Origin of the sequence: Streptosporangium sandarakinum (assembly GCF_050942225.1) — a bacterium.
GTDB lineage: Bacteria > Actinomycetota > Actinomycetes > Streptosporangiales > Streptosporangiaceae > Streptosporangium > Streptosporangium nondiastaticum.
Genome location: NZ_CP192034.1, coordinates 6,025,609 through 6,050,461, shown reverse-complemented (window position 1 = coordinate 6,050,461; position 24,853 = coordinate 6,025,609). Strand labels below are relative to the sequence as shown.

The 24,853-nt window shown below is 73.8% G+C and carries 23 protein-coding genes; 15 read left to right on the top strand and 8 right to left on the bottom strand.

Translation table 11 applies throughout. The features are described from left to right. Positions 1–2 precede the first annotated feature (2 nt). The 9 genes from ACQP10_RS27935 to ACQP10_RS27895 all read left to right on the top strand — a co-directional run bounded on the left by ACQP10_RS27935 (position 3) and on the right by ACQP10_RS27895 (position 12,127). The gene (locus tag ACQP10_RS27935) at positions 3–3,863 is read left to right on the top strand and encodes a non-ribosomal peptide synthetase (RefSeq protein WP_433540028.1); all 3,861 of its coding nucleotides are present in this window, start codon (positions 3–5) and stop codon (positions 3,861–3,863) included. Beyond that, the gene (locus tag ACQP10_RS27930; RefSeq protein ID WP_346023118.1) at positions 3,853–4,041 is read left to right on the top strand and encodes an MbtH family protein; all 189 of its coding nucleotides are present in this window, start codon (positions 3,853–3,855) and stop codon (positions 4,039–4,041) included. The genes ACQP10_RS27935 and ACQP10_RS27930 overlap by 11 nt, the downstream gene beginning before the upstream one ends. Then, positions 4,038–5,546, top strand: coding sequence for an amino acid adenylation domain-containing protein (locus ACQP10_RS27925; RefSeq protein ID WP_346023117.1), 1,509 nt, complete (start codon positions 4,038–4,040; stop codon positions 5,544–5,546). Before ACQP10_RS27930 ends, ACQP10_RS27925 begins: the two co-directional genes overlap by 4 nt. Then, positions 5,536–6,828 carry an ATP-grasp domain-containing protein gene (locus ACQP10_RS27920; protein WP_346023116.1) on the top strand — a complete coding sequence of 431 codons (1,293 nt, stop codon included), beginning with the start codon at positions 5,536–5,538 and terminating at the stop codon, positions 6,826–6,828. The genes ACQP10_RS27925 and ACQP10_RS27920 overlap by 11 nt, the downstream gene beginning before the upstream one ends. Further along, complete coding sequence (locus tag ACQP10_RS27915; RefSeq protein ID WP_346023115.1) at positions 6,825–8,081, top strand: MFS transporter; 1,257 nt, start codon at positions 6,825–6,827, stop codon at positions 8,079–8,081. The genes ACQP10_RS27920 and ACQP10_RS27915 overlap by 4 nt, the downstream gene beginning before the upstream one ends. 213 nt (positions 8,082–8,294) lie before the next feature. Beyond that, complete coding sequence (locus ACQP10_RS27910) at positions 8,295–8,711, top strand: RNA polymerase sigma factor (protein WP_433540027.1); 417 nt, start codon at positions 8,295–8,297, stop codon at positions 8,709–8,711. Next, entirely contained in the window at positions 8,708–9,412 is a 705-nt protein-coding gene (locus ACQP10_RS27905; RefSeq protein WP_433540026.1) for a hypothetical protein, read from the top strand. The genes ACQP10_RS27910 and ACQP10_RS27905 overlap by 4 nt, the downstream gene beginning before the upstream one ends. Next, the gene (locus ACQP10_RS27900; RefSeq protein WP_433540025.1) at positions 9,309–11,546 is read left to right on the top strand and encodes a S8 family serine peptidase; all 2,238 of its coding nucleotides are present in this window, start codon (positions 9,309–9,311) and stop codon (positions 11,544–11,546) included. The genes ACQP10_RS27905 and ACQP10_RS27900 overlap by 104 nt, the downstream gene beginning before the upstream one ends. A gap of 329 nt (positions 11,547–11,875) precedes the next feature. Continuing rightward, positions 11,876–12,127: a hypothetical protein gene (locus tag ACQP10_RS27895; protein WP_386148408.1), complete on the top strand. Its 252-nt coding sequence runs from the start codon at positions 11,876–11,878 to the stop codon at positions 12,125–12,127. A 303-nt stretch (positions 12,128–12,430) separates the two neighbouring features. Here the strand turns inward: ACQP10_RS27895 and ACQP10_RS27890 are convergent, their stop codons facing one another. After that, positions 12,431–12,577, bottom strand: a complete 147-nt coding sequence (locus ACQP10_RS27890; protein ID WP_189245498.1) for a hypothetical protein — start codon at positions 12,575–12,577, stop codon at positions 12,431–12,433. Positions 12,578–12,853: 276 nt separating this feature from the next. Then, positions 12,854–13,339 (bottom strand): hypothetical protein, encoded by a 486-nt coding sequence (locus ACQP10_RS27885; protein WP_399499445.1) that lies wholly within the window; start codon positions 13,337–13,339, stop codon positions 12,854–12,856. 115 nt (positions 13,340–13,454) lie between these two features. On the opposite strand from ACQP10_RS27885, the gene ACQP10_RS27880 reads away from it, so the two are divergent. After that, on the top strand, positions 13,455–13,841 hold the full coding sequence (locus tag ACQP10_RS27880) for an MmcQ/YjbR family DNA-binding protein (RefSeq protein ID WP_346023109.1): 387 nt from the start codon (positions 13,455–13,457) through the stop codon (positions 13,839–13,841). Between the two features lie 218 nt (positions 13,842–14,059). Here the strand turns inward: ACQP10_RS27880 and ACQP10_RS27875 are convergent, their stop codons facing one another. Further along, a complete protein-coding gene (locus ACQP10_RS27875; protein ID WP_399499444.1) occupies positions 14,060–14,293 on the bottom strand; it encodes a Clp protease N-terminal domain-containing protein in 234 nt (77 codons plus the stop codon). A gap of 104 nt (positions 14,294–14,397) precedes the next feature. Next, positions 14,398–14,727 (bottom strand): putative quinol monooxygenase, encoded by a 330-nt coding sequence (locus ACQP10_RS27870; protein WP_346023108.1) that lies wholly within the window; start codon positions 14,725–14,727, stop codon positions 14,398–14,400. Between the two features lie 64 nt (positions 14,728–14,791). Between ACQP10_RS27870 and ACQP10_RS27865 the strand changes: the two genes are divergently transcribed. The 3 genes from ACQP10_RS27865 (at position 14,792) to ACQP10_RS27855 (ending at position 17,730) form a co-directional block, all read left to right on the top strand. Beyond that, positions 14,792–15,151 (top strand): MerR family transcriptional regulator, encoded by a 360-nt coding sequence (locus tag ACQP10_RS27865; RefSeq protein ID WP_399499443.1) that lies wholly within the window; start codon positions 14,792–14,794, stop codon positions 15,149–15,151. Between the two features lie 275 nt (positions 15,152–15,426). Then, positions 15,427–16,377, top strand: a complete 951-nt coding sequence (locus tag ACQP10_RS27860; protein ID WP_346023106.1) for an RNA polymerase subunit sigma-70 — start codon at positions 15,427–15,429, stop codon at positions 16,375–16,377. Positions 16,378–16,629: 252 nt separating this feature from the next. Then, positions 16,630–17,730, top strand: coding sequence for a serine hydrolase domain-containing protein (locus ACQP10_RS27855; protein WP_399499442.1), 1,101 nt, complete (start codon positions 16,630–16,632; stop codon positions 17,728–17,730). A gap of 115 nt (positions 17,731–17,845) precedes the next feature. On the opposite strand, the gene ACQP10_RS27850 is transcribed toward ACQP10_RS27855, so the two are convergent. Together ACQP10_RS27850 and ACQP10_RS27845 are read right to left on the bottom strand one after the other, a co-directional pair. After that, a complete protein-coding gene (locus ACQP10_RS27850) occupies positions 17,846–18,310 on the bottom strand; it encodes a VOC family protein (protein ID WP_346023104.1) in 465 nt (154 codons plus the stop codon). Between the two features lie 144 nt (positions 18,311–18,454). Further along, on the bottom strand, positions 18,455–19,369 hold the full coding sequence (locus ACQP10_RS27845) for a hypothetical protein (RefSeq protein ID WP_346023103.1): 915 nt from the start codon (positions 19,367–19,369) through the stop codon (positions 18,455–18,457). 513 nt (positions 19,370–19,882) lie between these two features. Between ACQP10_RS27845 and recQ the strand changes: the two genes are divergently transcribed. Continuing rightward, the gene (gene recQ, locus ACQP10_RS27840; RefSeq protein WP_433540024.1) at positions 19,883–21,700 is read left to right on the top strand and encodes a DNA helicase RecQ; all 1,818 of its coding nucleotides are present in this window, start codon (positions 19,883–19,885) and stop codon (positions 21,698–21,700) included. A 320-nt stretch (positions 21,701–22,020) separates the two neighbouring features. Then, complete coding sequence (locus tag ACQP10_RS27835; RefSeq protein WP_433540023.1) at positions 22,021–23,316, top strand: hypothetical protein; 1,296 nt, start codon at positions 22,021–22,023, stop codon at positions 23,314–23,316. 17 nt (positions 23,317–23,333) lie between these two features. On the opposite strand, the gene ACQP10_RS27830 is transcribed toward ACQP10_RS27835, so the two are convergent. After that, positions 23,334–24,200, bottom strand: coding sequence for an NAD(+)/NADH kinase (locus ACQP10_RS27830; protein ID WP_179826772.1), 867 nt, complete (start codon positions 24,198–24,200; stop codon positions 23,334–23,336). Positions 24,201–24,351: 151 nt separating this feature from the next. Next, the gene (locus tag ACQP10_RS27825; RefSeq protein ID WP_346023100.1) at positions 24,352–24,810 is read right to left on the bottom strand and encodes a hypothetical protein; all 459 of its coding nucleotides are present in this window, start codon (positions 24,808–24,810) and stop codon (positions 24,352–24,354) included. Between the last annotated feature and the right edge of the window lie 43 nt (positions 24,811–24,853).

Here is a 24,853-nt window from a genome sequence, read left to right as displayed (position 1 = left end):
AGATGCCGAGGATCGAGCCGCGCCCGACGAATCCGTTCCCCCTGCTCCACGACCCCGCGGAACGCCGCTTCCCGCTGTCGGCGGGGCAGGAGCGCCTGTGGTGGCTGCGTCAGCTGGACTCGTCGCACGACCAGTACCACATCACCGGAGGCTGGCGGTTTCCCGCGGGGCTCGATCTCCCGGCGCTCACCGCCGCGCTCGCCGGCCTGACACGCCGCCACGACATCCTGCGCACCGGGTTCGTCCTGCGGCCCGACGGGACGACCGCGCAGGAGGTCGCCGGCGAGGTGGAGGTGCCCGTCGTCCGGGCGGGACGTGAGTGGCGGGCGGCCGTCGAACGGGCCGCGTCCGAGCCGTTCGACCTGTCGCGGCCACCGCTGCTGCGGGTGGTCGTGGCGGAGCTGGAGGACGGACACGGCCTGTTCACGGCGCTGCACCACATCGTCACCGACCGGTGGTCGATGGACGTGCTGGCCCGCGACCTCTTCGAGCTCTACGACGCGGCGTCGGCGGGGCGGGCGCCGAGCCTGCCCGCCCTGCCGGTCCAGTACGGCGACTACGCCCGCTGGCAGCGGCGCCTGCTGACGGACGACCTGCTCCGGCCGGGGCTCGCGCACTGGGAGCGGACGCTGGCCGGCTACGAGCGGCTGGAGCCGCCCACCGACCGGCCGCGCACCGCGCGGGACGACGCGACGGGCGCGAGTCTCGTGGTGGAGCTGCCGGAGGAGGACACCGCGGCGATGACGGCGGTCGCCTGGCGGGCCAGGGCGAGTCCCGGCGTGGTGGTGACGGCCGCGCTGGTCGCGGCGCTGAGCGCGTTCTCCGGGCAGGACGACGTCGTCATCGGGGCGATCATCTCCGACCGCCCCCGCCCGGAGCTGCAGGACCTGATCGGCTTCTTCGTCAACACCGTGGTCCTGCGGGTGGACGTGTCCGGCCGGGGGACGACCTTCCGCGAGCTGGTGACCCGTACCCGCGACGCGTGGCTGGCGGCCGACGCGCACCAGGACGTGCCTTTCGAGCGGATCGTCGGGGCGGTGCGGGCCGGGTCGGAGGAGCGGCGCAACCCGATCTTCGACGTCGTGGTGAACCACGCGGGGGACCGTACCGCGCTGGCGGAGGCTCCCGGCGCGCCGGAGTGGTGGTATCCGGAGCTGCCGGTGACCGCCCGGTTCGACCTGTCGCTCACCACGCAGACGGTGGGCGGACGGCTGCGCGCCACCTTCGTCTACCGTCCCGCCCTGTTCGACGAGGCGACGATCGCCGCGCTGGCGGAGCGCTACGTCCGGCTGCTCGCCCGGGGGGCGGCGGAACCCGACCGGCCGCTGCGCGAGCTGGACCTGGCCGGGAGGCCCGCGGCGGCGCCGGCCGCCGCCGACCCGGCGCCGCGGGCCACCGTGGTAGAGCTGGTCGAGGCGCAGGCCGCCCGCCGCCCGCGGGAGACGGCGGTGACCGGCACGGCGGGGGAACTCGCGGGGGAGAATCTCTCCTACGGCGAGCTGAACCGGCTGGCGAACCGGCTGGCCCGGCACCTCGTGGCCCGCGGCGTGGGACGGGGGCGGGTCGTGGCCGTCTGCCTGGAGCAGACCACGGACCGGTTCGCCGTGCTGCTCGCCATCGCCAAGTGCGGCGCCGCCTACTTCCCGATCGATCCGGGCTTCCCGCCCGGCAGGCTGCGGTTCATGCTCTCCGACGCGGGGGCGGCCCTCACGATCGTCAGCCCGTCGCTGGCCCACCGCGTCCCCGCCGACGCCGCGCCGCTGCTGGTGCTCGGCGATCCCGACCTGGCCGGCTACGACACGGGGAACCCGCCGCCGGCCGCGCGTCCGGGCGACCTGGCCTACCTGATCTCCACCTCCGGCTCGACCGGCGCCCCCAAGTCGGTCGCCGTCCCGCACAGTGCGCTCAGCAGGCTCGTCGCCGGCGCCCCGCGCTACCTCGACATCGGCCCCGGCACGACGTTCCTGCAGGCCGGTCCGCTCACCTTCGACGTGTCGGTCCTGGAGTGGACCCCGCTCGCGCACGGCGGACGCGTGGTGGTGACCGGCACCGGCGTCCTCCTGGAGGACCTGGAGGCCGTCGTCCGCGACCACGGCGTGACCACGCTCAAACTGGTCTCCCCGCAGCTCGACCTCCTCGCCGAGCGGGACCTGCGGAAGCTGTCCGGCCTGCGTCAGCTCGTCGTCGGCGGTGACGTGGTCAACCCCAGGAGCTTCCTGGCCGCCCGCGAGCTGCTGCCCGGCTGCCGGGTCACGGCCTCCTACGGACCCACCGAGTGCACCGTGCTGGCCACCGTCTTCGACGGGGGGTTCCGGGACGGCCGCGTGCCGATCGGCCACCCCATCCCGTACACCCGCCTGTACCTCCTGGACCGCGACCTCCGCCCCGTCCAGGACGGCATGCGCGGTGAGATCTACCTCGCCGGCGACGGCCTGGCCCGCGGCTACCACGGCCGCCCGGGGCTGACCGCGCAGGCGTTCCTCCCCGACCCCTACGGCCCGCCGGGATCCCGCATGTACCGCACCGGGGACGTGGGCCGACGGCTGCCCGGCGGCGCCGTCGACTTCCTCGGCCGCGCCGACCGCCAGGTGAAGATCCGCGGCTACCGGATCGAGACGAGCGAGGTCGAGCACGCCCTGCTGCGCCACGGGGCCACCTCGGCCGTCGTGGTCCGCGCCGAGCTGGACACCGGTCCGGCCCTGGTCGCCTACGTCGTGACGGACGGGTCCGGGGACGTCGCGGCGCTGCGCGACCGGCTGCGCGCGACACTGCCCGCCTACATGATCCCCGACCACCTCGTCCGGATCCCGCGCGTCCCGCTGACCCGCAACAACAAGGTGGACCGCGCGAGCCTGCCGCCGGTCACGCCGCCCCGCCCCGGCGCGGCCACGCCACCGGGAGAGGGGTCCGGTACGGCCGCGCCGCCGGGCAACGGCCTGGAGGCGAACGTCGCGGAGGCCTGGTCGCGGGTGCTGGGCCGGCCCCTGGCGGCCGGCGAGGACTTCTTCGACCACGGCGGCCACTCGCTGCTGGTGCCGCGGGCGACCGCGGCGGTCCGGCGGCTGCTCGGCCGGGAGGTGCCGCTCCGCCTCATGACGCGCCACCGCACGCCCGCCGCCTACGCCGCGGCGCTCCTGACCGAGAGCCTGCCCGGCCTCGACGCCGGCCTCCTCCTCGAACGGCGGACCTGGCACAGCCGGACCCTCGGCGGCGACCGGCGGGTGGACCTGTTCGTCCCGGACGGGGAGGCCGAGGTGACGAGGACCCTGGTCGTCCTCGACGGCTCGGACTTCGTGGACGTCATGCGCCTCCCGGCGATCGTGGCCCGGCTCGCCGGCGACCGCCGCGTCCCCGAGGCCGCGGCGGTCTTCCTCAGCCCCGCCGACTGGTCGTCCCGCCGCGGGGAGCTGCTCGACGACGCCTACCCGGACCTGCTCGCCGACGAGCTGCTCCCCGTCCTGCGGGACCGGCTGGGAGACCGGTGGCGGCCGGGCCGGGCGGTCGCGGTCGGCGCGAGCCTCGGCGCGGTCGCGGCGGTCCGCGCCGCGCTGCGCCGCCCCGACGGCTTCGAGGGGGCGATCGCGCTGTCCGGCCCGCTGAGCGAGCACCGGCTCGGCCCGGCGGCCTCCGCCCCGGCCCGGCTGTTCCTGTACGCGAGCCGGGAGGAGGCCGACATCATGCTCGACGACGGCCTCGACCTGGTCGAGGCCGTCAAGCGCACCGGGGAGGAACTGGCCGCCGACGGACACGTGGTGCGGTGCGAGTACGGCGACGGCGGCCACACCTACGCGGCCTGGGAGTCGGTGCTTCCGGAGGCCGTCTCATGGGCGTTGAGAGAGGACCGGGCGCGAGATGTTCGATGACGGCGAGTTCCACGTCGTGGTCAACGACGAGGAGCAGTACTCGATCTGGCCGGCCGGCCACGACCTGCCGGCGGGCTGGCGGCCCGTGGGGGGCCCGGCGCCGAAGGCGGAGTGCCTGGCCCGCATCGACGTGGACTGGACCGACATGCGGCCGCGGAGCCTGCGGGAGGACATGTGACGCCGACCGTGTGCGACCTGTTCGAACGGCAGGTGCGGGAACGGCCGGACGCCACGGCGGTCAGGACCTCCGGCCGGTCGTGGACCTACGCGGAGTTCGGCCGGGCCACGGCCCGGCTCACCGCCCGGCTGCGGCGCGGCGGCGCCGGGCCCGGCGGGATCGTCGGGCTGGTCGCGCCCCGCGGACCGCAGGCGCTGACCGGCATCGTCGCCATCCTGCGCTCCGGCGCCGCCTGCCTGCCGCTGGACCCCGACGACCCGCCGCTGCGCAACCGGGAGATCCTCGACGGCACCGGATGCCGCCAGGTGCTCGTCGCCGCCCCCGCCGAGTGGCTGCCCGGCGCCCAGCTCATCGACGACCCCACGCTGGAGGACGAGGAGGAGGCCCCGCCGGTCGCGCCGGACCCGCTCGACCTGGCCTACGCCATCACCACCTCCGGCTCGACCGGGCGCCCGAAGGTCGTGGGTGTGCCGCACGAGGGCCTCTCCAACCTGGTGACGGCCTCCATCGAGGACCTCGACCTGGTCAGGCCGGACGATGTGATGCTGTGGACGCTCGCGGTCACCGTGGACAGCACGATGCACGACGTGCTGATGCCGCTGTGCTGCGGCGGCTGCGTCGCCGTCCCCGACCCCGGCGAACTGCCCGCGGCCGGGATGCTGCGCGCCGTACGGGCGCTGGGGGCGACCGTGCTGGAGATCCCGGCCGCGGTGCTCGGCCCCTACGGCGGGTCGCTGCTGCCGCGGCTGGCCGAGGCCGGGGTGCGGCTGGTGATCACCGGTGGCTCCCAGCTCGACGGGCCCGGCCTCGCCGACGCGGACCCGCTGGTCGTCCGCAACGGCTACGGGCCCACCGAGACCTCGGTCGCGCCCCTGTGGTACCGGTGCGACAAGTCCACGCCGCGCTGGGTGCCGATCGGCAGGCCGATCCGGGGCGTCCGGGCCTACGTCCTCGACGAGGAGCTGAACCCCGTCCCCGACGGAGCCGCGGGCCAGCTGTACATCGCCGGTGTCGGCCTGGCCAGGGGATACCTCGGGCTGCCCGGCCGTACGGCGGCGGCCTTCCTGCCCGACCCGTTCTCCGATGTCCCCGGCCGGCGCATGTACGCCACCGGGGACCGCGTGCGGCGGCAGCCCGACGGGGAGTACGTCTTCCTCGGCCGCGCCGACGACCAGGTCAAGATCAGCGGGTTCCGCGTCGAGATCGGGGAGGTGGAACACGCCCTGCGCGGCTGCCCGGGGGTGGCCGACGCGGCGGTTCTGCTGCGCCGGGACGCCCCGGGCGGCGCGGCCCTCGTCGCCTTCCTGGCCGGCACGCCGCTGTCCGACGAGGAGATCTCCGACCGCCTTCGCGACCGCCTGCCGCGGCACATGGTGCCGCGTTTCCACGTGTGGCTGGACCGCCTTCCCCTCAACCGACCTGGGAAGATCGATCGTGCGGCGCTGGCGGAGATGCCCTTCGCCGAGACGCGGGCCGACCGGAGGAGGACCGACGATGTCACATGAGACCGGGCACGCGACGTCACCCGAGACCGGCCAGGTCTCGTCCCGGCGGACGGGACGGCCGACGATAGCCCTGATCGGCGGCCGGCCCAAGCTCGTGCGCAAGGCCCACGAACTCGGCATGGGCGTCGTCTACATCCAGCATCCCGGCCAGTACGACCGGGCCCACTGGCCCTACGTCGACCAGGCGCTGCTCGTCGACTACACCGACACCGAACGGCTGCTGCCGCTGGTGCGGGCGCTCCACCGGGCGTATCCGTTCGACGGCGTGGTGTCGCTGTACGAGCTCGGCGTCCGGCCCGCCGCGGAGATCGACCGGATGCTCGGGCTGGGCTGGCACTCGCTGGAGACGGTGGACCTGCTGCTGGACAAGTGGCGGATGCGGCGGCGGCTCAACGGGCTGGGCGTCAGCCCGGTCGCCGCCGCCGTGGGGGAGACCGAGCGGGACCTGCGGGACTTCGCCGCGGCGCACGGGCTGCCGATCTTCGTGAAACCGGTCTGCGAGGCGGGCAGCATCGGCGTGTTCGCCATCCGCGACGAGGCCGAGCTCGCGGCCGTCCCGGCGCGCTTCCGCGAGCTCGAAGCGCGGTTCGACAGGTCCGACCTGGCCGGACCCCTCGACCGGTTCCTCATGGAGGAGTTCCTCGACGGGCCGGAGATCAGCGTGGAGACGCTGAGCTTCGACGGGCGCCACGTCCTCGTCGGGGTGACCGACAAGGTGCTCGGCGGACCGGGCTTCGTGGAGGTCGGCCACTCCTGCCCCAGCCGGCACCCCGAGCCGCTGCTGCGCGAGGTCGAACGGCTGGTCATGGCCTTCCTCGACGCGGTCGGCCTGCGCAACGGCCCCGGCCACACCGAGGTCAAGCTGACCGGCCGCGGTCCGCGGATCGTCGAGTCGCACACCCGCATCGGCGGCGACCGGATCAACGAGCTGACCGAGATCGCCTACGGCGTCGACATGGACCGCCACGCGCTCGGCTCGCGGCTCGGACTGGTCGAGCCGCTGACCCGGTCGCCCCTGCCGCGGGCCGGCGCCGCGATCCGCTTCCTCACCCCGCCCCCGGGAAGGGTGACCGAGGTGACCGGCGTCGAGGACGTCCTCGCCGACCCCGCGCTGGTGGAGCTGGAGATCTCCGTCCGGCCCGGGGACGAGGTGCCCCCGCTCACCTGGAGCGAGGAGCGGGTCGGGCACGTCCTGGCACGGGGCGAGACGGCCGAGCAGGCCGCCGCCGCCTGCGAGCGGCTGGCGGCGATGGTCGCCATCCGCACCGAGGCGGTTTCGTGAGCGTACGCGCGCCGCAGTCGGACGACAGCAGTCCCCGATTCCGCGACACCGTACGGCGGCTGCCCGCGCCGGTGTGGATCCTCGGCTTCGGCATGCTGGTCGTCCGGATCGGCAACTTCCTGCCGGTCTTCATGGTCCTCTACCTCACCAGCCGGGACATCCCGCCCGCTGCCGCCGGGCTGGTGCTCGGCGGCGCCGGGCTGGGCAACGTCCTCGGCAACACGGTCGGCGGCTACCTCGCCGACCGGCTCGGGCGCCGCTGGACCATCGTGCTGTCCATGCTGGCGACGGCGGGGCCGACGGCCGCCATCCCGATGTCGGACTCGCTGCCCGTGCTGATCACGCTGGCCTTCCTGGCCGGGACGGCCTCCCAGGTCTACCGCCCCGCGTCGGCCGCGCTGCTCATGGACGCCACGACGACCACCCAGCAGCGGCTGGCCGCCTTCGCCGTACACCGTTTCGCGATGAACGTCGGCGCCGCGGTCGGCGGCGTGCTCGGCGGGTTCCTGGCCACGGTGTCGTACCTGGCGCTGTTCGTCGGGAACGCCGTGGCCTGCCTGCTGTTCGCCGCCATAGCGGCCGTCCTGCTGCGGGACGTGCCCCGCGCCGCACCGGACGACCGGGAGACCGGCCCCGGCGCCGGGGCGCCGCAGCCGAGCTACCGCCGGGCGCTCGCCGACCGCCGCCTGCGGCGCTTCCTGGTCATGACGCTGATCGCCGAATTCGTCTACATCCAGTCCACCGTCGGCCTGCCGCTGCACGTCGACGCGCACCACCTGTCCGCGGCCGACTTCGGCCTGCTGATGGGCCTCAACGGCGTGCTGGTCCTGCTGCTCGAACTGCCGATCACCGGCATGGTCTCCCGCCGCGTCCCCGGCTACGTCCTCGCCCTGAGCAACGTCCTGACCGGCGTCGGCCTGGCCCTGACCGGCCTGGCGGGCGGCATGGGCTGGCTGGCGGCCACCGTCCTGCTGTGGACGCTCGGGGAGATGCTGTACGCCTCGATGGCCAGCGCCTACCTGAGCGACCTGGCCCCGCCCACCATGGGCGGGCGCTACCAGGGCCTGTACGGCGCCGCCATCACGGCGGGCACCGGCGTCGGCCCGATCATCGGCGGCGCGGTGTACGCCCTGAACGAGTGGGCGCTGTGGGTGGTCTGCGCGGCCGGTGGCCTGGTCTCGGCCTGGCTCTGCCTGCCGGGCCGGGAGGACCGCGGTCTGAGCGCCGGGAAGGGATCCACCGGGCTCGCCTGAGCGGTGAAGATCTGAACGCTGGAGAGGGACTCACCGGGTTCGCCTGAGCGGCGGGCCCGGTTCGTCGTGTCTCCGGATCCCCGCGTTCTCCCCGCGTTCCCACGGTGACGCGCCGGGCGCGGCGGCCGGCCGGGAAGAAGATTCGGGCCTGCGGCGAAGGATGGGTGATCGCACCCGAAACCCGGAAGGAAGGCTCATGTCGGAGAAGAGAACTTGATCGCGGCAGTGAGCGAACCGGGGATCGACGCCGAACTCGTCGCCCGGTACCGGCGGGACCCCGAACTGTTCACCGACGTGCACGACCGCTACTACCGCGACATCTACCGGTACGTGGCCGGCCGGCTGGACACGCAGATCGCCGAGGACATCACCGCCGAGACGTTCCTGCTGGCCTTCGACCAGCGCGACCGGTTCGACCCGGAACTCGGGAGCCTGCGGCCCTGGCTGTTCGGCTTCGCCACCAACCTCATCGCCAGGCACCGGCGCAAGGAGACCCGCCGCTACCGGGCGCTGGCCCGGCTGGGGCCGGAACCCGCCGTGGAAGGCCACGAGAACCGGGTCGTGACCTCCGTCGCCGCCCAGCGCATGCAGCCGCACCTGGCCAGGGCACTCGCCGGCCGAACGGGGTGACCCTGATCACCGGCGACCGGGTCGTGATGACCGGCCGCGGGCACCGGGTGGAGCCCGGCCCCGGCCGGCAGGACGTCGGCTTCAGGAGCCAGATGCTCAAGGGACACCTGTACGTGGTCCCGTCCGACGCCCAGCCCCTGCTCACCCAGGGGGTGCTCGACCGGCGGCTGTTCGACGTCACCCAGCTGCTGGAGTGGCGGTACGGGGACGCAGACAGGGGCGACATCCCGCTGATCACGCAGTCGGGCACCGGCCAGGCCCCCGCCCTCAGGAGCGCGCAGGACGTCAAGGGGCTCGCCGGCCTCGGCATGACCACGCTCAGCCTTCCGAAGAGCGGCGCGGCTCAGGCATGGAAGGACATGGCGGGCGGCGCCCGCACGCTGGCCGCGGGCACGGCGAAGATCTGGCTGGACGGTCGCCTGTCCTACACCCTCGACCGGAGCACCGAGCAGATCGGCGCCACCGAGGCGTGGAAGCAGGGGATGACCGGCGAGGGCGTCACGGTCGCCGTCCTCGACTCCGGCTACGACCCCGACCATCCGGGCAAAGATCGTCAACTTCAGCATGGCGGCCCCCGACGAACCCGGGATCGACCCTGTGGAACAGGCGGTGAACACGCTCTCGGCGAAGGCGGGCACACTGTTCGTCGTCGCCGCGGGCAACAGCGGAAGATCGCCGGTGAGCAGTCCCGCCAGCGCTGACGCCGCCCTCGCGGTCGGCGCCGTCGACAGGCGGGACCGGATGGCGGCCTTCTCCAGCACCGGTCCCCGCGCGGGCGACCACGCCGTCAAACCGGACATCACCGCGCCGGGTGTCGGCATCGTCGCGGCGGCGGCCGGCACCGACGGCGGGCACGTGGAGATGTCCGGAACCTCGATGGCGTCGCCGCACGTGGCGGGAGCCGCGGCGATCCTCGCCCAGCGCCACCCCGACTGGACGGGACAGCGACTCAAGGCCGCCCTGACCGGCAGCGCCGTTCCCTCGCCCGGGACCACGCCGTACCAGCAGGGCACCGGGCGGGTGGACGTGGCCCGCGCCCTGAGGCAGCAGGTCACGGCTCAGACGACGGATGCCTGGGCGGCCTTCCCCTGGGGCGGTCCGAAGGAGCGCCGCAGGACCGGGACCATCACCTACACCAACTCCGGCGACACCCCGGTGAGCCTCGACCTGACCCGCGAGGGAGAGGTGCTCGAACTCGGCGTCCGGAAGCTCGACGTGCCCGCCGGGGGACAGGCGTCGGTCACGCTCACCATCGACGCGACCGGCAGGGCTCCGGGCGACTACGCCGGTACGGTCACCGCCACCGCGGGTGACACGGTGATCCGTACCGTGGCCGGCGCCTACGTCGAGCCCGAGTCCTACGACGTCACCATCACCGTCGTCGGCAGGCAGGGGCAGCCGGCCGACCCCTGGATGGCGCAGATCTACGACCCGGCGACCGGGACCGTCATCGAGCCGGTGTTCCACGACGGCACGGCCACGGTACGGCTCCCCAAGGGCGACTGGGGCGCCTACACCGAGACCATCGAGAAGATCGACGGAAAGTGGGCCGACACCGCCGCCGACTCCCCGCTCAGGGTCGACGGCGACGGCGGCCGGCTGACCGTGGACATGCGCCAGGGCAGGGCGACCGGGGTCACGCTCGACGACCCGAGCGCCGAGATCCGGCGCGGTTTCGAGTTCGGGCTGGCCCACGGCGCGTGGAGCTTCAACATGATCACCAGCCTGAACCCCAACGCCGAGTTCTTCGTCGTCCCCGTCCGCCGGCCAGGCCTGACCTACACGCTGAGGACCATGTGGCTGAGCAGGGACGTCTCTCCCAGCCCGTACGTCTATGATCTCGTCGACCGTCGCACCGACGGCATCCCCGACGATCCCATCTACCGCGCCAGGCGGAAGGAGCTGGCGAAGATCTCCACGACCTACCGGGCCTCGGGCGTGGCGGCCACGGGGATGCCGCTGGCCGGACTGCCCTTCCCGGGTTTCCCGGGCTCGTCCCTGACACCGCTGGTCTATGACCTCCCCCTGCCCGGCACGCTCGTCCGGTACCGGACCCCCGGGGTGACCTACGAGAGCGGCCTCCAGGTCGGCACCTCCCTGATCTTCGACGGCGGCGGTCTCGCGAAGCGCGGGGAGAGCGGGGAGGTCTGGAACGCGGCGGTCACCGGCCCGTCGTTCCTGCTGCCGGGCGGCAACCGTACCGGCGACGAGCTGACCTTCTCGGGAGTCGGCCTGTTCGCCGACGGGCGCCCGGGCAGAACGGGCTCGGACGCCTCCGCCACCGGCGCCGCCACCCTCGCCCGGGACGGCAGGACGCTGGCCCGCGCCGACCTCGCCGGCTGTGAGATCTACCGGCCGGAAGGATGCGAGCTCCGCGCCGATCTTCCCGCCGGGGCCGGCGCCTACACGCTCACCGCCTCGATGCGCAGGCAGGTGCCGCACTCTGCGCTCTCCACCGGGGTGGAGTCCGTGTGGACGTTCCGGTCCGCGACCACGGAGAAGGCACAGCCGCTGCCGCTGACCGCGGTCCGCTACGGCCCCGGCGGCCTGGACGAGTCGAACCGCGCCAAGCCGGGCGGCGTGACCCGCATGCCCGTGTGGATCGAGCGCAACCCCGGCGCCGCCGCGGCGGAGACGAGGTCGATCCGCCTTGAGATGTCCACCGACGACGGGACGAGCTGGCGCCGCGTCCCGCTCGTCCGCACCGGCTCCGGCTGGACCGCCGTGCTGCGGAACCCGTCCGCGGCCGGGTTCGTCTCCCTCCGCGCGGCCGTGACCGACACGGCGGGCACCGGCCTGACCCAGACGATCACCCGCGCCTACGCCGTCGGCTGACCGCCGGGCGGAGGCTCGGGCGGCCGCCCGCTGAGGGGCGGCCGCCCGAGTCGATCGTCCAGATCTCCCGCATCCCCGGTCCCGCCGTCGGCCGGGCCCTCCTCCACGCCCAGGATGCGGATCACCACGTACGGCCGCGCCCGGCCGGGGTGACGGTACGCGGTGACCGGCCCGGATCATCTCCGGGCCGTGTCCCGCCCGGTGGTCGATCGTTGAGTTGATCGTGACGACGTCCACGGGTCGGCCGGCTTCCGGCGAGCCGCGTACGGGGGATCCGGCGGCATGGGAACGCCGGGCCGTTCACGTCGTTTTGTGATCGGGAAAGCGGTGTGGTGGACCTTCTGAAGCGCGTACCGAAGATCTTCCTGTCCGGGATGCTCAGGGGCGTCTGCGGGCTGCTGATCACACTGCCGCTCTATTACTTCAAGATATGGCCCTTCACCGAGCCTCTGTCCTGGGGATGGGCGATCACGTTTCCCTTTGTGATCGGGATGAGCGGGGCGGTGGGGGAGACCATTACCTCCATCCGGGAGCGAAGGGAGAAGGGGCGAAGGCCGGCGGGGGAACCTGCGGAGCCGTGACCCCGGGTCGCGGCTCTCCCCGTCGTGGTGTGGAAATACGGTGTTCGTACGGCGGGCCGCGATCTCCGTACGAGGCTCTCCCCGCCGTGGCGCGGAAAGGCGGTGCCCGGCGGGCGGAAGGGCGGGGCGGGCCGTCCCGCCCACCGGGTGGGCCGCGCGGTCGGCCGGCCCACCCGGGTGCCGCGCCGGTCTCCCCGTGCGGCGGCTGTGGGAAGACATCGCCGACCGGAAGACGTACGCGGGCGGGACATGACCGTGCGGCATGTGTCGCGGGACGGCCCCCGCCGCACGGTCACCGCGCGGTCAAAGGTCGCCGAACTTCGGGATCAGCTCGGTCAGCACCCACAGGGCCAGGCCGAGGGCGATGAGGTTGACCCGGGGGCCGCCGATGTTGAACGCGGCCAGCACGAAGCAGGCGAGAGCGAGGATCAGCAGGAGAAGGGTGAGCATGGGGGGCTCCTTTCGTCTCGTTCGGGCCAGCCGCGACTACCCATGATCAATGCCCTTATGCGCACCGCCCGTTCCGGGGCGACGCGGTGCCCCTCCCGAGGTCCGACCCGACTTGACGGCGCGCGGTCCCCCGGAATCCGGCCGAGCCGCGCGGTGCCCCTCCCGAGGTCCGGCCCGCGGATTTCGCCGTGGCGCGACTCCACGGAACGGGCCGCGGCCACAGGTGCCGCGTGACGCGGTACGGGCTGAACCCCGGCCTTCAGACCGGGGAGTGCGTCAACGGACCCGCCACAGACCCTCGTCCAGGCGGAGCCCCGGCAGGCCGGGGATCGGCGCGGTGGCCGCGTACAGGATGAACCGGTCGCCGTTCTCCTCCAGCGCGGCGCGGAGCAGGCCGCCGTCCGGCAGGACCACCGTCCACAGGCCCGGCGGTTCGGCGTCGCCGTACAGCACGTAGGCGCCGAAGCGCGCGGCGAACCTCCCGGCGAACTCCCCGCGGCCCACCCGGTCGGCGAGACGTCCATCGACGCCGACGTCGAAGCGCATCGCGAAGTGGCCGCCGACCTCCTCATAGGCGCAGAACGCGGTGAACACCGTGTCCGGCGGGACGTCCCGCAGGTCCTCGTCCAGCCGGTCGGCGTGACCGACGAACAGCTCGTGCCCGGCGATCCCGAAGCAGTCGAGCAGGAACTCCCGCAGCTCGGCCTCGGGGACGAGACGGGACGACAGACCGTCGTAGCCCGTGGCGGGCGTCGTCGTCACACGGGCACCCTACGTGCCCGTCCGGCGGCGCCCGGACCGTGGCGGACCGTCGCCGGGTGACGGATCGGCGTACCGAGCCGGGAAATGTCGGGGCGCTCTGGTAGGTGTCTGGGCCATGGGTGTGAGCGTTGAGGAGTTCCTGGGGATGCTGGACAGACTGCCGGAGGTCCAGCAGACCCCCGGCGGTGACTGGATCTCACTGAAGGTGCGGGGTAGCGGGTTCGGTTACCTGTGGGAGAGGACCGAGACCGTCGGGCTGAAGGCGACGATCGAGGAGCAGATCGCGCTGGTGGCCGAGCGGCCGGAGGTCTTCGAGGTCCAGTTCACCGCGGGGCGGTTCGGCTGGGTCGTGGTGCACCTGGCCGGGATCGACGCCGACGAGCTGTTCGAGCTGGTCACCGAGGCGTGGTGCCTGACCGCGCCCAAGCAGCTGATCGCCGCGCACGGGGTGGGCCCGGATGAAGGTGAGGCGGAACTGTCCGCGGGGGAGGCAGTGCGGTAGCGGTACGGCCCGCCCGGCCCGGAGCGGTGGGTGCGCGAGGGCCGCGACCGTCCGGCGGGGTTCGGGGCAGGCCGCTCCGGAACGGCGGACACGCGGGCGTCATGACCACCTGGCAGGGCTCGCGGAAGGCCGATCCTCCGGAGTGGGCCGGTGCGTGGGGCCGCTCTCCGTCGCGGGCGGCGACGGCGGCCCCGCCGGGTCCCCGGATCCCCTGGAGATCATTTCTCGTCGCGGGCGGCGACGATGGCGGCCAGGATGGCGACGACGTCCGCCTCCACCGCGGTCTTGCCGACGCCGAGCCCGGAGAGCGGGCCGGTGCCGTGCTCCAGTTCCAGCAGCCCGAGCAGGATGTGCTCGGTCCCGATGTAGTTGTGGCCCAGTCGCAGGGCCTCCCGGTACGTCAGCTCCAGGGCCTTGCGGGTCCGCGCGCCGTACGGGACGGGGTCGGGCACCTGACCGGCCGCCGGGGGCAGCGCCGCGGTGGCGGCCCGCCGTACGGCGTCCGGCGGCGCGCCGTGCTTGGCGCGGGAGCCCTTCGGGTCCGCCGCGGGCCCGGTCAGGCGAGGCCGGCCGGATAGGGACTCCTCATCGCGCCGAAGTAGGCCTCGGGCGTTCCTTCGAGGTGATCGGGCAGTTCGGCCATGAAGGCGCGCAGCAGCGGGGTCGTGTTGTGCCGGTCGAGGTCCTCCTGCGAACGCCAGACCTCATAGAGGAAGAATCGGCCGTCCTCCTGCTCGTGGAGGTGGTATTCAAGGCTGCCTTCGTGTCCTCGGGACGGCTCGACGAGGTCCATCAGGAGCTTCCTGAGCTCGTCGGCGTGTCCGGTCTTGGGGGTCAGGAATCCGTAGAGCGAAACGGGCGCCGGTGCGGTCGAAGTCGTCGTCATGTGATCGACGTTAGGATGTGACACCGATGTCAGGTTCAAGCCGTTTCCCTGTGGGGTGGGTCACATGAAGATCGGGGAATTGTCCCGCGAAACAGGCGTGGCCGTGCGTCTCCTCCGCTACTACGAGGCCCAGGGGCTGCTCACCTCCCACCGCAGCGAGGGCGGCCACCGCCATTACGATCCCGAGGCCCCCGCCACCGTCGCCCGCATCCGCACCCTGCTCGCCGCCGGGCTCCCCACCAAGGTCATCCGCGAGCTCATGCCTTGCTTCGTCGGCGACGGCACCGAACTCCAGGCCTGCGTTCTCGACCACCTCAGAACCCAGTACGCCGAGCTGGACTCCCGCATAGCCGACCTCACCCGGGCCCGCACCGCTCTGGGCGACATCCTCGAAGTCTCCACCCGGGCACTCACCCACGCCTGAACCGGCCGTCACGCACCGGGAGGCCGTGACCGATCCCGCGTGTGCGCGATCGTGAGATCGCCGGCTCAGCACCCGTCAGGCGCCGCCGAAGCCCCGGGACACGGCTGCCCTCCGGGTGAGGAGCCGGCGGCCGTCTTCGGCGGCGGCGGAGCGGGTGAAACGGCTAGCATTCCCGCCATGGTGGAGATCGGGACGAGGCCACCCGTTCCGGATGCCTCCGGTCCCCGAAGGGCCGATCACCGGGCCGGACGGCCGCCCCGGGCGGGGCGATAGCCGTGGACGGGTTCGACGAGCGCCTGGCGGAGCACCGGCGGGAACTGCACGTGCACTGCTACCGGATGCTCGGCTCCTTCGACGAGGCCGAGGACCTGGTGCAGGAGACGTTCCTGCGGGCCTGGCGCCGCCGCGACACGCTTCGCGACGCCGACGGCCTGCGGGCCTGGCTGTACCGGATCGCCACCAACGCCTGCCTGGACCATCTGCGGGCCCGTCCGCGCCGTCCCGAGCCGCGACCGGCGCCGGCCGCGGCCGACCCCGGGATCGACCCGCCGTCCTGGGACGCGGTCCCGTGGCTGCAGCCGTACCCCGACACGCTGCTGGACGCGGCCGAAACGGTCATCGAGCGCGAGACGATCGAGCTGGCCTTCCTGGTCGCGATCCAGCACCTGCCGCCCCGGCAGCGCGCGGTGCTGATCCTGCGCGACGTGCTCGGCTGGCCGGCGCAGGAGGCCGCCGAGGCGCTGAACCTGACCGTCGCGGCGGTGAAGAGCGCCCTGCAGCGGGCCCGGCCGACGGTCCGCAGGCACCTGCCCGCGCGGCGGCTGGAGTGGACCCCGTCCGCCGAGCCCACCGCGCGGGAACGCGCCGTCCTGCGGCGCTACATCGACGCCGTCGAACACGCCGACCCCGCCGTCCTGCTGGAGGTGCTGCGCGAGGACGTCGTGCAGACGATGCCGCCGCAGCCCATCTGGCTGCTGGGCCGCGAGACCTTCGTCGCGGCCTGGACCCCGGCCATGGTCGGCCCCGAGGCGTGGGGGGACTGGCGGCTCCTGCCCGTCCGGGCGAACCGCCAGCCGGCGGCCGCCGCGTACCTGCGCCGGGCCGGCGAGCCGGACTTCCGCCCCTCCTGGCTCGGCGTGCTGCGGATCGAGGACGGGCTGGTGACCCAGGTGACCACGTACGGGGGAGAGGTCTTCGGCCGGTTCGGCCTGCCGCCCGCGCTGTGAGCCGCCCGGCACCGGGACGTCCGTACGGCGGGACCGCCCGGCCCCGCGACGACCGTACGGCGGGATCCTCGGCCTTGGGCCGCCCCGTACGGCGGGACCGCCCCGCTTTGCGACGTCCGTACGGCGGGACCGCGCGGACGCCGGGTGACCGGTCGCGGAGAGCCGTGCCGCGGCGGCCGATTCCTTTTCCGCGCTCCTCTCGTCTCATGGGTGGGTGACCCCCGAACAGGAGACTTCGAGAGAGGAACCACCATGACCGATCTTCAGCGTGACCTGCGGGCGGCCGTCGACGAGCTCATCGGCTCCGGAGCGGAGCGCGGCGTGCAGGTGGCCGTCTACCGGCGGGGCGAGCTCGTGGCCGACGTGGTGGCGGGCGTCGCCGACCCGGAGACGGGTCGCCCCCTCACGGCCGGCACCCCCGTCTACGCCGCCTCGACGGGCAAGGGCGTGACAGCGGCCGTGATCCACGTGCTGGCCGAGCGCGGGGCCCTCGACTACGACATGCCGATCGCCGACGTGTGGCCGGAGTTCGCCGCGCACGGCAAGGAGAAGGCGACCGTACGGCACGCGCTGACCCACTCCACCGGGGTGCCCGGGGTGCCGGTCGGCACGACGCCCGAGGACCTGTGCGACTGGGACCGGATGTGCGCCGCGATCGCCGCCGCCGCGCCGTGGTGGGAGCCGGGCACCCGGTTCGGCTACCACGCCCAGACCTACGGCTACATCCTCGGCGAGGTCGTGCGCAGGGTGACCGGCAGGCGCATCTCCCAGGTGCTCCGGGACGAGGTCGCCGAGCCGCTCGGCGTGGCCGGGGAGCTGTTCTTCGGCGTCCCGGAGCCCGACCTCGGCCGGCTCGCCCGGCTGGAGGACGCCGCGCCCGCGATGGAGATGCCCGCCGAGATGCTGGCGCGGATCCCGTTCTTCCGGGTGGCCGACGGGTATACGGCCGCGCCCATGGCGGCGATGCCGGACGCCGCGTTCGGCAACCGCGCCGACGTGCTGACCTCGGACATCCCGGCGGGCGGCACGATGACCGCCCGCGCCGTGGCGCGGATGTACGACGCGCTGCTGGACGGGACGCTCGTGTCGCCCCGGCGGCTGCGCGAGCTGTCGTCGGTGGCGGTGGAGGGCGTCGACGAGGTCGCCGGCAACCCCGCGAAGATGGGGCTCGGCTACGCGGTCGGCCTGTTCGGCCTCGGGCCGACCGTGTTCGGGATGGGCGGCAGCGGGGGCAGCGCGGCCTTCGCGGACACCGCCACCGGGACCAGCGTCGGCGTGATGAAGAACCTCGTCTCGGCCGGTGACTTCGGCACCGCCGAGCGGATCGCGCGGATCGCCCTCCGGGAGGACTGACCACCGCCCCGGGGCCGCGCGGTCGGAGGAGACGGGCGGCACGGACGCCTCCGCCCGGGCCCTCCGCGTCCCTGCCCGCCGTGCCGCCGCGCCCACCGGACGCGGCGGCACGCGGTCAGAGCGGCCGCTGGTCGCGCCGGAGAGGGTGGTCGGCGGGGATCTCCACGAGGACGATGGGCGTCCCGTCGGGGTCCTCGATCCACATCTCGATGAGTCCCCACGGCTCCTGGCGTGGTTCCCGCAGCACGCGGACCCCGCGGGCGGCCAGCCGTTCGTGCTCGGCCCGGACGTCACGGACCTGGAGCCAGATCCCGGCCGTCCTCTCCGGCCGGTCGTCACCCGCCTGCCCGCTCGCGCCGCCGTCCGCCCGTCCGTGGGCATCGCCGTCCGTCCGCCCGCCCGTGCCTCCGGAGTGCCCGGAGACCTCCAGGAACCCCTGACCGAGGAAGAACACCACGCCGGGGTCGGAGGGCGGGCCGAACTCGCGGTAGACCGCGAGGCCGAGTACGTCGCGGTAGAAACGGCGGCTGCCCTCCGGGTCGGAGGGACGTATCAGAATCCGGCTGCTCAGCACTTCCACGTTCACGATGGTGCCCGCCGCCGGGGTGGGCGACGCGTTCTCGCCGGCGGCGCCCCGGCGCTGTACGGCGCGTCCGGCCCTGACCTGGACCTCGGCCGGTCGGCGGCCGGAAGGCGCCGGGCCCGTGCGTGGCCGGTCGCGGTGTCAGGGGAGCGCGTCGCCGACGCGGGCGGTGAGGCCGAGGTACTCCTCACGGCTCAGGGCGCGGATCTCGCAGCCCAGGCCGTGCCGTACGGCGAAGCGATGCGTGTCCTCCGGCGGCCAGGGACCGGGCAGGTGGCGCAACGGCCGGCCGTTCACGTCGAACACGAGGAGCCCGCGCAGGCTCTCGTACCGGTAGACCAGCAGACTCGCCACGTCCCTGGGCCCCAGACCGATGGTCAGCCTGTCGGCGGCCATCGGAGGGCCGGGCTGGACGCACAGCACGTCATCCCTGCCGACGGAGAGGAAGGGGCCGCCGGGCGGCCCCAGGACGGCGCCGCGCCTGGCCCGTCCACGGTGCAGTCGCCGGCGCAGCGGAGCCAGCAGGAAGGCCAGGGGGCTGAAGAGGATCAGCAGCCACTTGGCCTCCACCCCGTCCAGCAGCAGCCGGCCCAGCCAGGACAGGCCGCGCCACGTGACCCCGCCCAGCGTCGCCGTGACATAGGCCATCATCAGCAGTCCCCCGACGCCCAGGCAGAGCACCGCGATCCTTCGCCGCCTGGACGGGCGGGGACGCGAGCGTCCGGTGAGCCGTGTCCACCCGGGCGCACGCCTGGCGAGCGCCACCCGTACCGGCTCCGGGCGACCCGTGGGCCCGTCGTGCACGGGCACCCCTCGCGCGGACGCGAAGCGTGCCACCTCCCATCCCCGCCACTCACCTGGAAGGTCGAGGAGCACCAGGCCGTCGGCGTCCAGCGCCGCGAGCCCGCCGACGACCGCGGGCTCCCTCTTCTTGCCGCTCGCGTCGGCGAGCGCCTGCTCGTACCGGTAATGGTGGAACGCGGCGGGCGTGAGCCGTACGGTTCGCGCGTTGGCCGGGTCGGCGGCCACGAGCGTGCCCCCGTCCCATGTGAGCACGGTGGCCGGACGTGACGACCGGCCGGTGTGATCGCTCCGCGGGCGGAGCTCCCCTTCGTGTTCGGAAAGTGGACCTGAGGTGTCGATCGGCGTTCCGCCTTTCCCGGAGAAGAACCCGTTTTCCCGGAGGACGGATAAAGCAAAGATAAAGTTCCGGTCGGATGACGACGCGGGCCCGGGGCGAAGCCGCCTCCGCGGCCGTGGCGCGTGCCACCTCCGGGCCCACGGGCCGCTCCGGACGGATGAGCCGCTCCCGCGGGTCGCCCGGGCATGAGATCGCGGCGTGACCGGATGGGGACGGGAGTGGGCGGTGTTCCGCGGGAGGTGCGCGGGGCCTCGTAGAATGACGCGATGTCTTCGCCTGAGAGCGGTCCCGAGCCGAGTCCCGAGCCGAGCCCCGAATCGAGCCCCGAATCGAGCTTCGAGGTGGGGCGAGGCTCCGAGTCGCGCCCGGACGTGACTCCCGGGACGCGTCGGCCGGATCCCGAGCCGGGTCCCGAGCCGGATCCCGAGGTGAGCGACGCGGCGCGAGTGCTGCAGCGCGTCTTCGGTTACCCCTCGTTCCGGGAGGGCCAGCAGGAGATCATCGACCACGTCGTCGCGGGCGGCGACGCGCTGGTGCTGATGCCGACCGGCGGCGGCAAGTCCCTGTGCTACCAGATCCCGGCCCTCGTCCGCCCGGGCACCGGCGTGGTTGTCTCGCCGCTCATCGCGTTGATGCAGGACCAGGTCGACGCGCTGACCGCGCTCGGGGTGCGCGCCGGGTTCCTCAACTCCACCCAGGAGCCCGACGAGCGCGCCCGGATGGAGGAGGCGTTCGTCGCCGGGGAGCTCGACCTGCTCTACCTCGCGCCGGAGCGGCTGCGGTCCGAGCAGACGCTGCGGCTGCTCGGCAACGGCAAGATCTCGCTGTTCGCCATCGACGAGGCGCACTGCGTGGCGCAGTGGGGCCACGACTTCCGGCCCGACTACCTCGCCCTGTCCACTCTGCACGAGCGCTGGCCCGACGTCCCGCGGATCGCGCTCACCGCGACCGCGACCCCGGCCACCCACGCCGAGATCGCCGCCCGGCTCAACCTCGGGGAGGCCCGTCACTTCGTGGCGAGCTTCGACCGCCCGAACATCCAGTACCGCATCGTCCCGAAGAACGAGCCGAGAAGGCAGCTGCTGGAGCTGCTGCGCACCGAGCACCCCGGCGACTCCGGCATCGTCTACTGCCTGTCGCGGGCCTCGGTGGAGAAGACCGCCGAGTTCCTGGTGCAGCAGGGCTTCACCGCGCTGCCCTACCACGCGGGGCTCGACGCGCCCACCCGGGCCGCCAACCAGGCGCGCTTCCTCCGTGAGGACGGTGTCGTCATGGTCGCCACCATCGCGTTCGGCATGGGCATCGACAAGCCCGACGTGCGGTTCGTCGCCCACCTCGACCTGCCCAAGTCCATCGAGGGCTACTACCAGGAGACCGGCCGCGCCGGGCGCGACGGCCTGCCCTCGACCGCCTGGCTGGCCTACGGCCTGCAGGACGTCGTGCAGCAGCGCAGGATGATCGACACCTCCGAGGGCGACGACGCCCACCGCCGCCGCCTGGCCGCCCACCTCGACGCCATGCTCGCGCTCTGCGAGACGGTCGAGTGCCGCCGGACCGGGCTGCTCGCCTACTTCGGCCAGCGGGGCGACGCCTGCGGCAACTGCGACACCTGCCTCACGCCGCCGGAGGCGTGGGACGGCACGATCGCCGCCCAGAAGCTCCTGTCGGCGGTGTTCCGGCTCCAGCGCGAACGGCGCCAGAAGTTCGGCGCCGGACAGATCATCGACATCCTCCTCGGCCGGAACACCCCCAAGGTCCTCCAGCACGGCCACGACTCCCTGACGGTCTTCGGGATCGGCACCGAGCTGAGCGAGGGCGAGTGGCGCGCCGTGGTGCGCCAGCTCCTGGCACAGGGCCTGCTGACCGTCGAGGGCGACTACGGCACGCTCGTGCTCACCGAGGCGAGCGGGGAGGTGCTGGGCCGGAGGCGGCAGGTCCCGCTGCGGCGCGACCCCGCGCGGGCGGCGCGGGCCGCCAAGCCCACCAAGGCCGCCAGGGCGCGCTCCGCCGTCCCCGCCGAGCTGCCGGAGGAGGCCCTGCCGATGTTCGAGCGGCTGCGCGCCTGGCGCGCGGCCACCGCCAAGGAGCAGGGCGTGCCCGCCTACGTGGTCTTCCACGACGCCACGCTGCGCGAGATCGCCACCCGCTCCCCGTCGTCGCTGCCCGAGCTCGGCGAGGTGAGCGGGGTCGGCGAGAACAAGCTGGCGAAGTACGGCGAGCGGATCCTGGAGGTCCTCGCCGACTGAGACGGACCGGGCGTCGGCCGTGCTCCCGCGCCGGCCGCCGTGCTCCCGCGCCGCTCATCCCGCCACGCGCCCGGACCGCGTGGCCCGCGCCGCCCGGCCGTACGGCGCCGCCCGGGCCGCGCCGTCCCGCCGTCCCGCCGCCCGGGCCGCGCCGCTCCGCCGTACGGGCCGCGCCGCTCCGCCGTACGGCGCCGCCGGGAACGTCACGGGACGTCACCGCAGTCACTGGAATGAGTATCCGTTTCACGCGAAACGCGGCGAACATTCTGGAATGATCTGGAGATCTCCTGTCGGACCCCGAGACTGACGGACCGCAACTGATGCCTCCCATCGATCAGATCACCGCCTTCACCTCGGACCAACCGGTCCTGACGGCCGTCATCTGCGTGCTCGCCCTGGCCGTCCTGGCCCTTCTCTGCTTCGCGCTCCGCGCCGCCCTGCGCGCGACCGGCCGTTTCCTCCGCACCCACGTGGCGCCCCGCCCCGCCGAGGACATCCTCACCATCGTCGCGGCCAGCATCGCCACCGGCGTGTCCGCCCAGGGCATGTGGCGCTTCTCCGGCGACGTCCTGGGCTTCGACGGGCCGCTGCGGCTGCTGCTGTTCGCGTTCATCGAAGTCGCCGTGGTCACCAGCGCCGTGCGCGCCCGCCGCAACATGAGGGAGAACTTCTCCGCGGGCATCGACGGCGTCGCCGTGTGGGCGCTCACCTGCCTGACCGCCGTCCTGTCGAGCATGGACGCCCGCAGCCCCGCCGAGGCCGTCTTCCGGCTCTCCGCCCCGCTGGTGGCCGCCTGGCTGTGGGAGCGCGGCATGGCGATCGAACGGCACCGCATCACCGGCCGCTCCCGTATCAACTGGCGGATCACCCCCGAGCGCGTGCTCGTCCGGGTCGGGCTGGCCGAGGTCAGCGACCGCACCGCCAGCGAGGTGGACGCCCACCGGAGGCTGACCCGGGTCGCCCTGGCGGCCAAGCGCGCCCGCGCGCTCCGCGCGGCCGGGGCGTCCGACCGTAAGATGCGCGCCGCGCTCGCCAAGCTGGACCGCGCGATGGACCAGGCGGTGGAGCACACCGGCCTGGCGGCCGACCCGGCCCGCCAGGAGGCGCTGCTGTCCCAGATCGGGGCACTGTTCAACACCTCGGCGCTGATCGACCTGCGGCCGCCCGTCCCGTGGGCTCCCGAGCCGCAGGCGCCACCCGCCGCCCAGGGGTCACCGGCCGCCCAGGGGGCGCTGCCCGCCTCCACGCCGGCCCCGGCGGCGCTGCTGGACGATGACGACGACGAGGACATCGAGACCGCCGACGGCGCGGCGCCGGATCCCGCCCCGGTCGTCGACACGGCGCAGCGCGCGGCCCTGATCCGGGCGGCTCGGGAGTACTGGGACCGGCAGATCGACCGGAAGTTCGTCCCCCGCGCGGCCGACATCGCCCACGAGACGGGCATCTCACCGGCCGCCGCCCGGGAGCTCCGCGCCCTGTGGAAGCTGGAGCCCCGCGCCCACGCCCTCATCGAGGCCGCCTACCGGGAGCACGGGATCATCGACACCGGGACGTTCCCCGCCATCGAGACGTCCGAGCGGATCCTCACGGTGAACGGCTCGTCCCCGTCCGTCTGAACCGTCGCCCGTCCGGGCTACGGCTCGATCTCGGCGCTGCCGTTGACGCGGAGCTTGCGGCGGGCGCGCTCGTAGAAGCTGGAGCCGCCGAGCCGTACGACCCAGGCGGCGGCGCGCACCGCGGTGACCGTGATCCGGTCGCCCGCCGTCAGGTGGGTGCCCACCGCGCCGTCCACCTCCAGGGCGAGCTGCCCGCTCGTCGGCAGCACCTCAAGGGTGAGCTTCTCGTCGGCGGAGAGCATCAGCGCACGGTTGAAGGCCGAGTGCGCGGCGGACGGCACGACCAGGAACCCCTCGACCATCGGGGAGACGATCGGCCCGCCCGCCGAGAAGCTGTAGGCGGTCGATCCGGTGGAGGTCGCCACGATCACGGCGTCGGCCGCGTAGCGGACGAACGGGTGGTCCTCCACGGACACCGCCACCGCGGCCAGCCCGCAACCGGGGATGCGGACCATGGCGACGTCGTTGAACGCCGTCACCGTCTCCCCGTCGGGCAGGGTCGCCCGGATGGCCATGCGGGGCTCGGCCATGTAGTGGTAGTCCTCGATCGCCTGCAGCGCCGAGGTCAGCTCGTCGACGTCGATCTCGGCCAGGAACCCCAGCTTGCCGAGGTTCACGCCGAGGATCGGGGTGGGCCGTCCGGCGATGAGCCGCATGGTGCGCAGCATGGTGCCGTCGCCGCCCAGGCTGACCAGCAGGTCACAGCGTTCCACCAGCTCCTGGGTGTTGACCGGTACGGCGCTGCAGTGGATCCGCCCGACCTCGTCGGTGAGGCCGAACACCGTGACACCCCGCGCGCTCGCCCATTTGACGATCGTGTCGATGGCCTCCTTGGAGTCGCGCCTCGGGTGCAGGACCAGCCCCACCGTTTCGACTACGCTCATGCGGCCCACTGTACGGCGCACGGACCCGGGGCCCGGCGAGCGCCTTCCCCGGTTCGCGCGGCGGGTCCCCACCGGGCGGGCACGGCCCCGGACCGGGACGTCGCGCCAGGTCGGGGCCGGTGGTCCGGACGGCCGGCCGCCGGTACGGACCTCACTCGCCGGAGCGGGGATCCGGGGTGCGGCGCCGCTCCCGCAGCCGTGCCTCGTGGATGTGCCGGCGGCCGCCGGCGAGCCGTTCCCTGATCCGCCGCTCCAGGTCGGTGAAGAGGCGGTAGTAGGAGTCGTCGTAGCCCTCCACGATCTGGAAGGTCCAGTGGCCGGGCAGCACGTCGCGGCCGATCAGTTCCCTGGACACGGTGTCGGCCGGCTCGGCGTGCCCCGCCGCGCGCAGCAGCTTCACGGCCTCGTCGAGCTGGAAGTCGGCGTGGCCTGTGAGCTGGTGGAAGGAGTAGAGGTGCCCGCGGGCGCGCTCGGTCGTCTCCAGGGCCTCCGAGAGCTTTCCGAGCGCCTCCGCGGTCACGTCGTCGATGTCCGGGGCGGTGCGGTCCTCGGAGGGCTCCGAGGGGGCCTGGCTCCCGGCGGGGCCGGTGGGCCGTTCGTCGTGGGTCACCTGTTCTCCTCACGGTCGGTCGGGTGTCTTCCGGACGCGGCGG

Coding starts and splice junctions, on each gene's coding strand:
- ACQP10_RS27935 (WP_433540028.1), top strand. CDS start 3: ATGCCGAGGATCGAGCCGCGCCCGACGAATCCGTTCCCCCTGCTCCAC.
- ACQP10_RS27930 (WP_346023118.1), top strand. CDS start 3,853: ATGTTCGATGACGGCGAGTTCCACGTCGTGGTCAACGACGAGGAGCAG.
- ACQP10_RS27920 (WP_346023116.1), top strand. CDS start 5,536: ATGTCACATGAGACCGGGCACGCGACGTCACCCGAGACCGGCCAGGTC.
- ACQP10_RS27890 (WP_189245498.1), bottom strand. CDS start 12,577: ATGCTCACCCTTCTCCTGCTGATCCTCGCTCTCGCCTGCTTCGTGCTG.
- ACQP10_RS27880 (WP_346023109.1), top strand. CDS start 13,455: ATGGGTGTGAGCGTTGAGGAGTTCCTGGGGATGCTGGACAGACTGCCG.
- ACQP10_RS27870 (WP_346023108.1), bottom strand. CDS start 14,727: ATGACGACGACTTCGACCGCACCGGCGCCCGTTTCGCTCTACGGATTC.
- ACQP10_RS27865 (WP_399499443.1), top strand. CDS start 14,792: ATGAAGATCGGGGAATTGTCCCGCGAAACAGGCGTGGCCGTGCGTCTC.
- ACQP10_RS27855 (WP_399499442.1), top strand. CDS start 16,630: ATGACCGATCTTCAGCGTGACCTGCGGGCGGCCGTCGACGAGCTCATC.
- ACQP10_RS27835 (WP_433540023.1), top strand. CDS start 22,021: ATGCCTCCCATCGATCAGATCACCGCCTTCACCTCGGACCAACCGGTC.
- ACQP10_RS27830 (WP_179826772.1), bottom strand. CDS start 24,200: ATGAGCGTAGTCGAAACGGTGGGGCTGGTCCTGCACCCGAGGCGCGAC.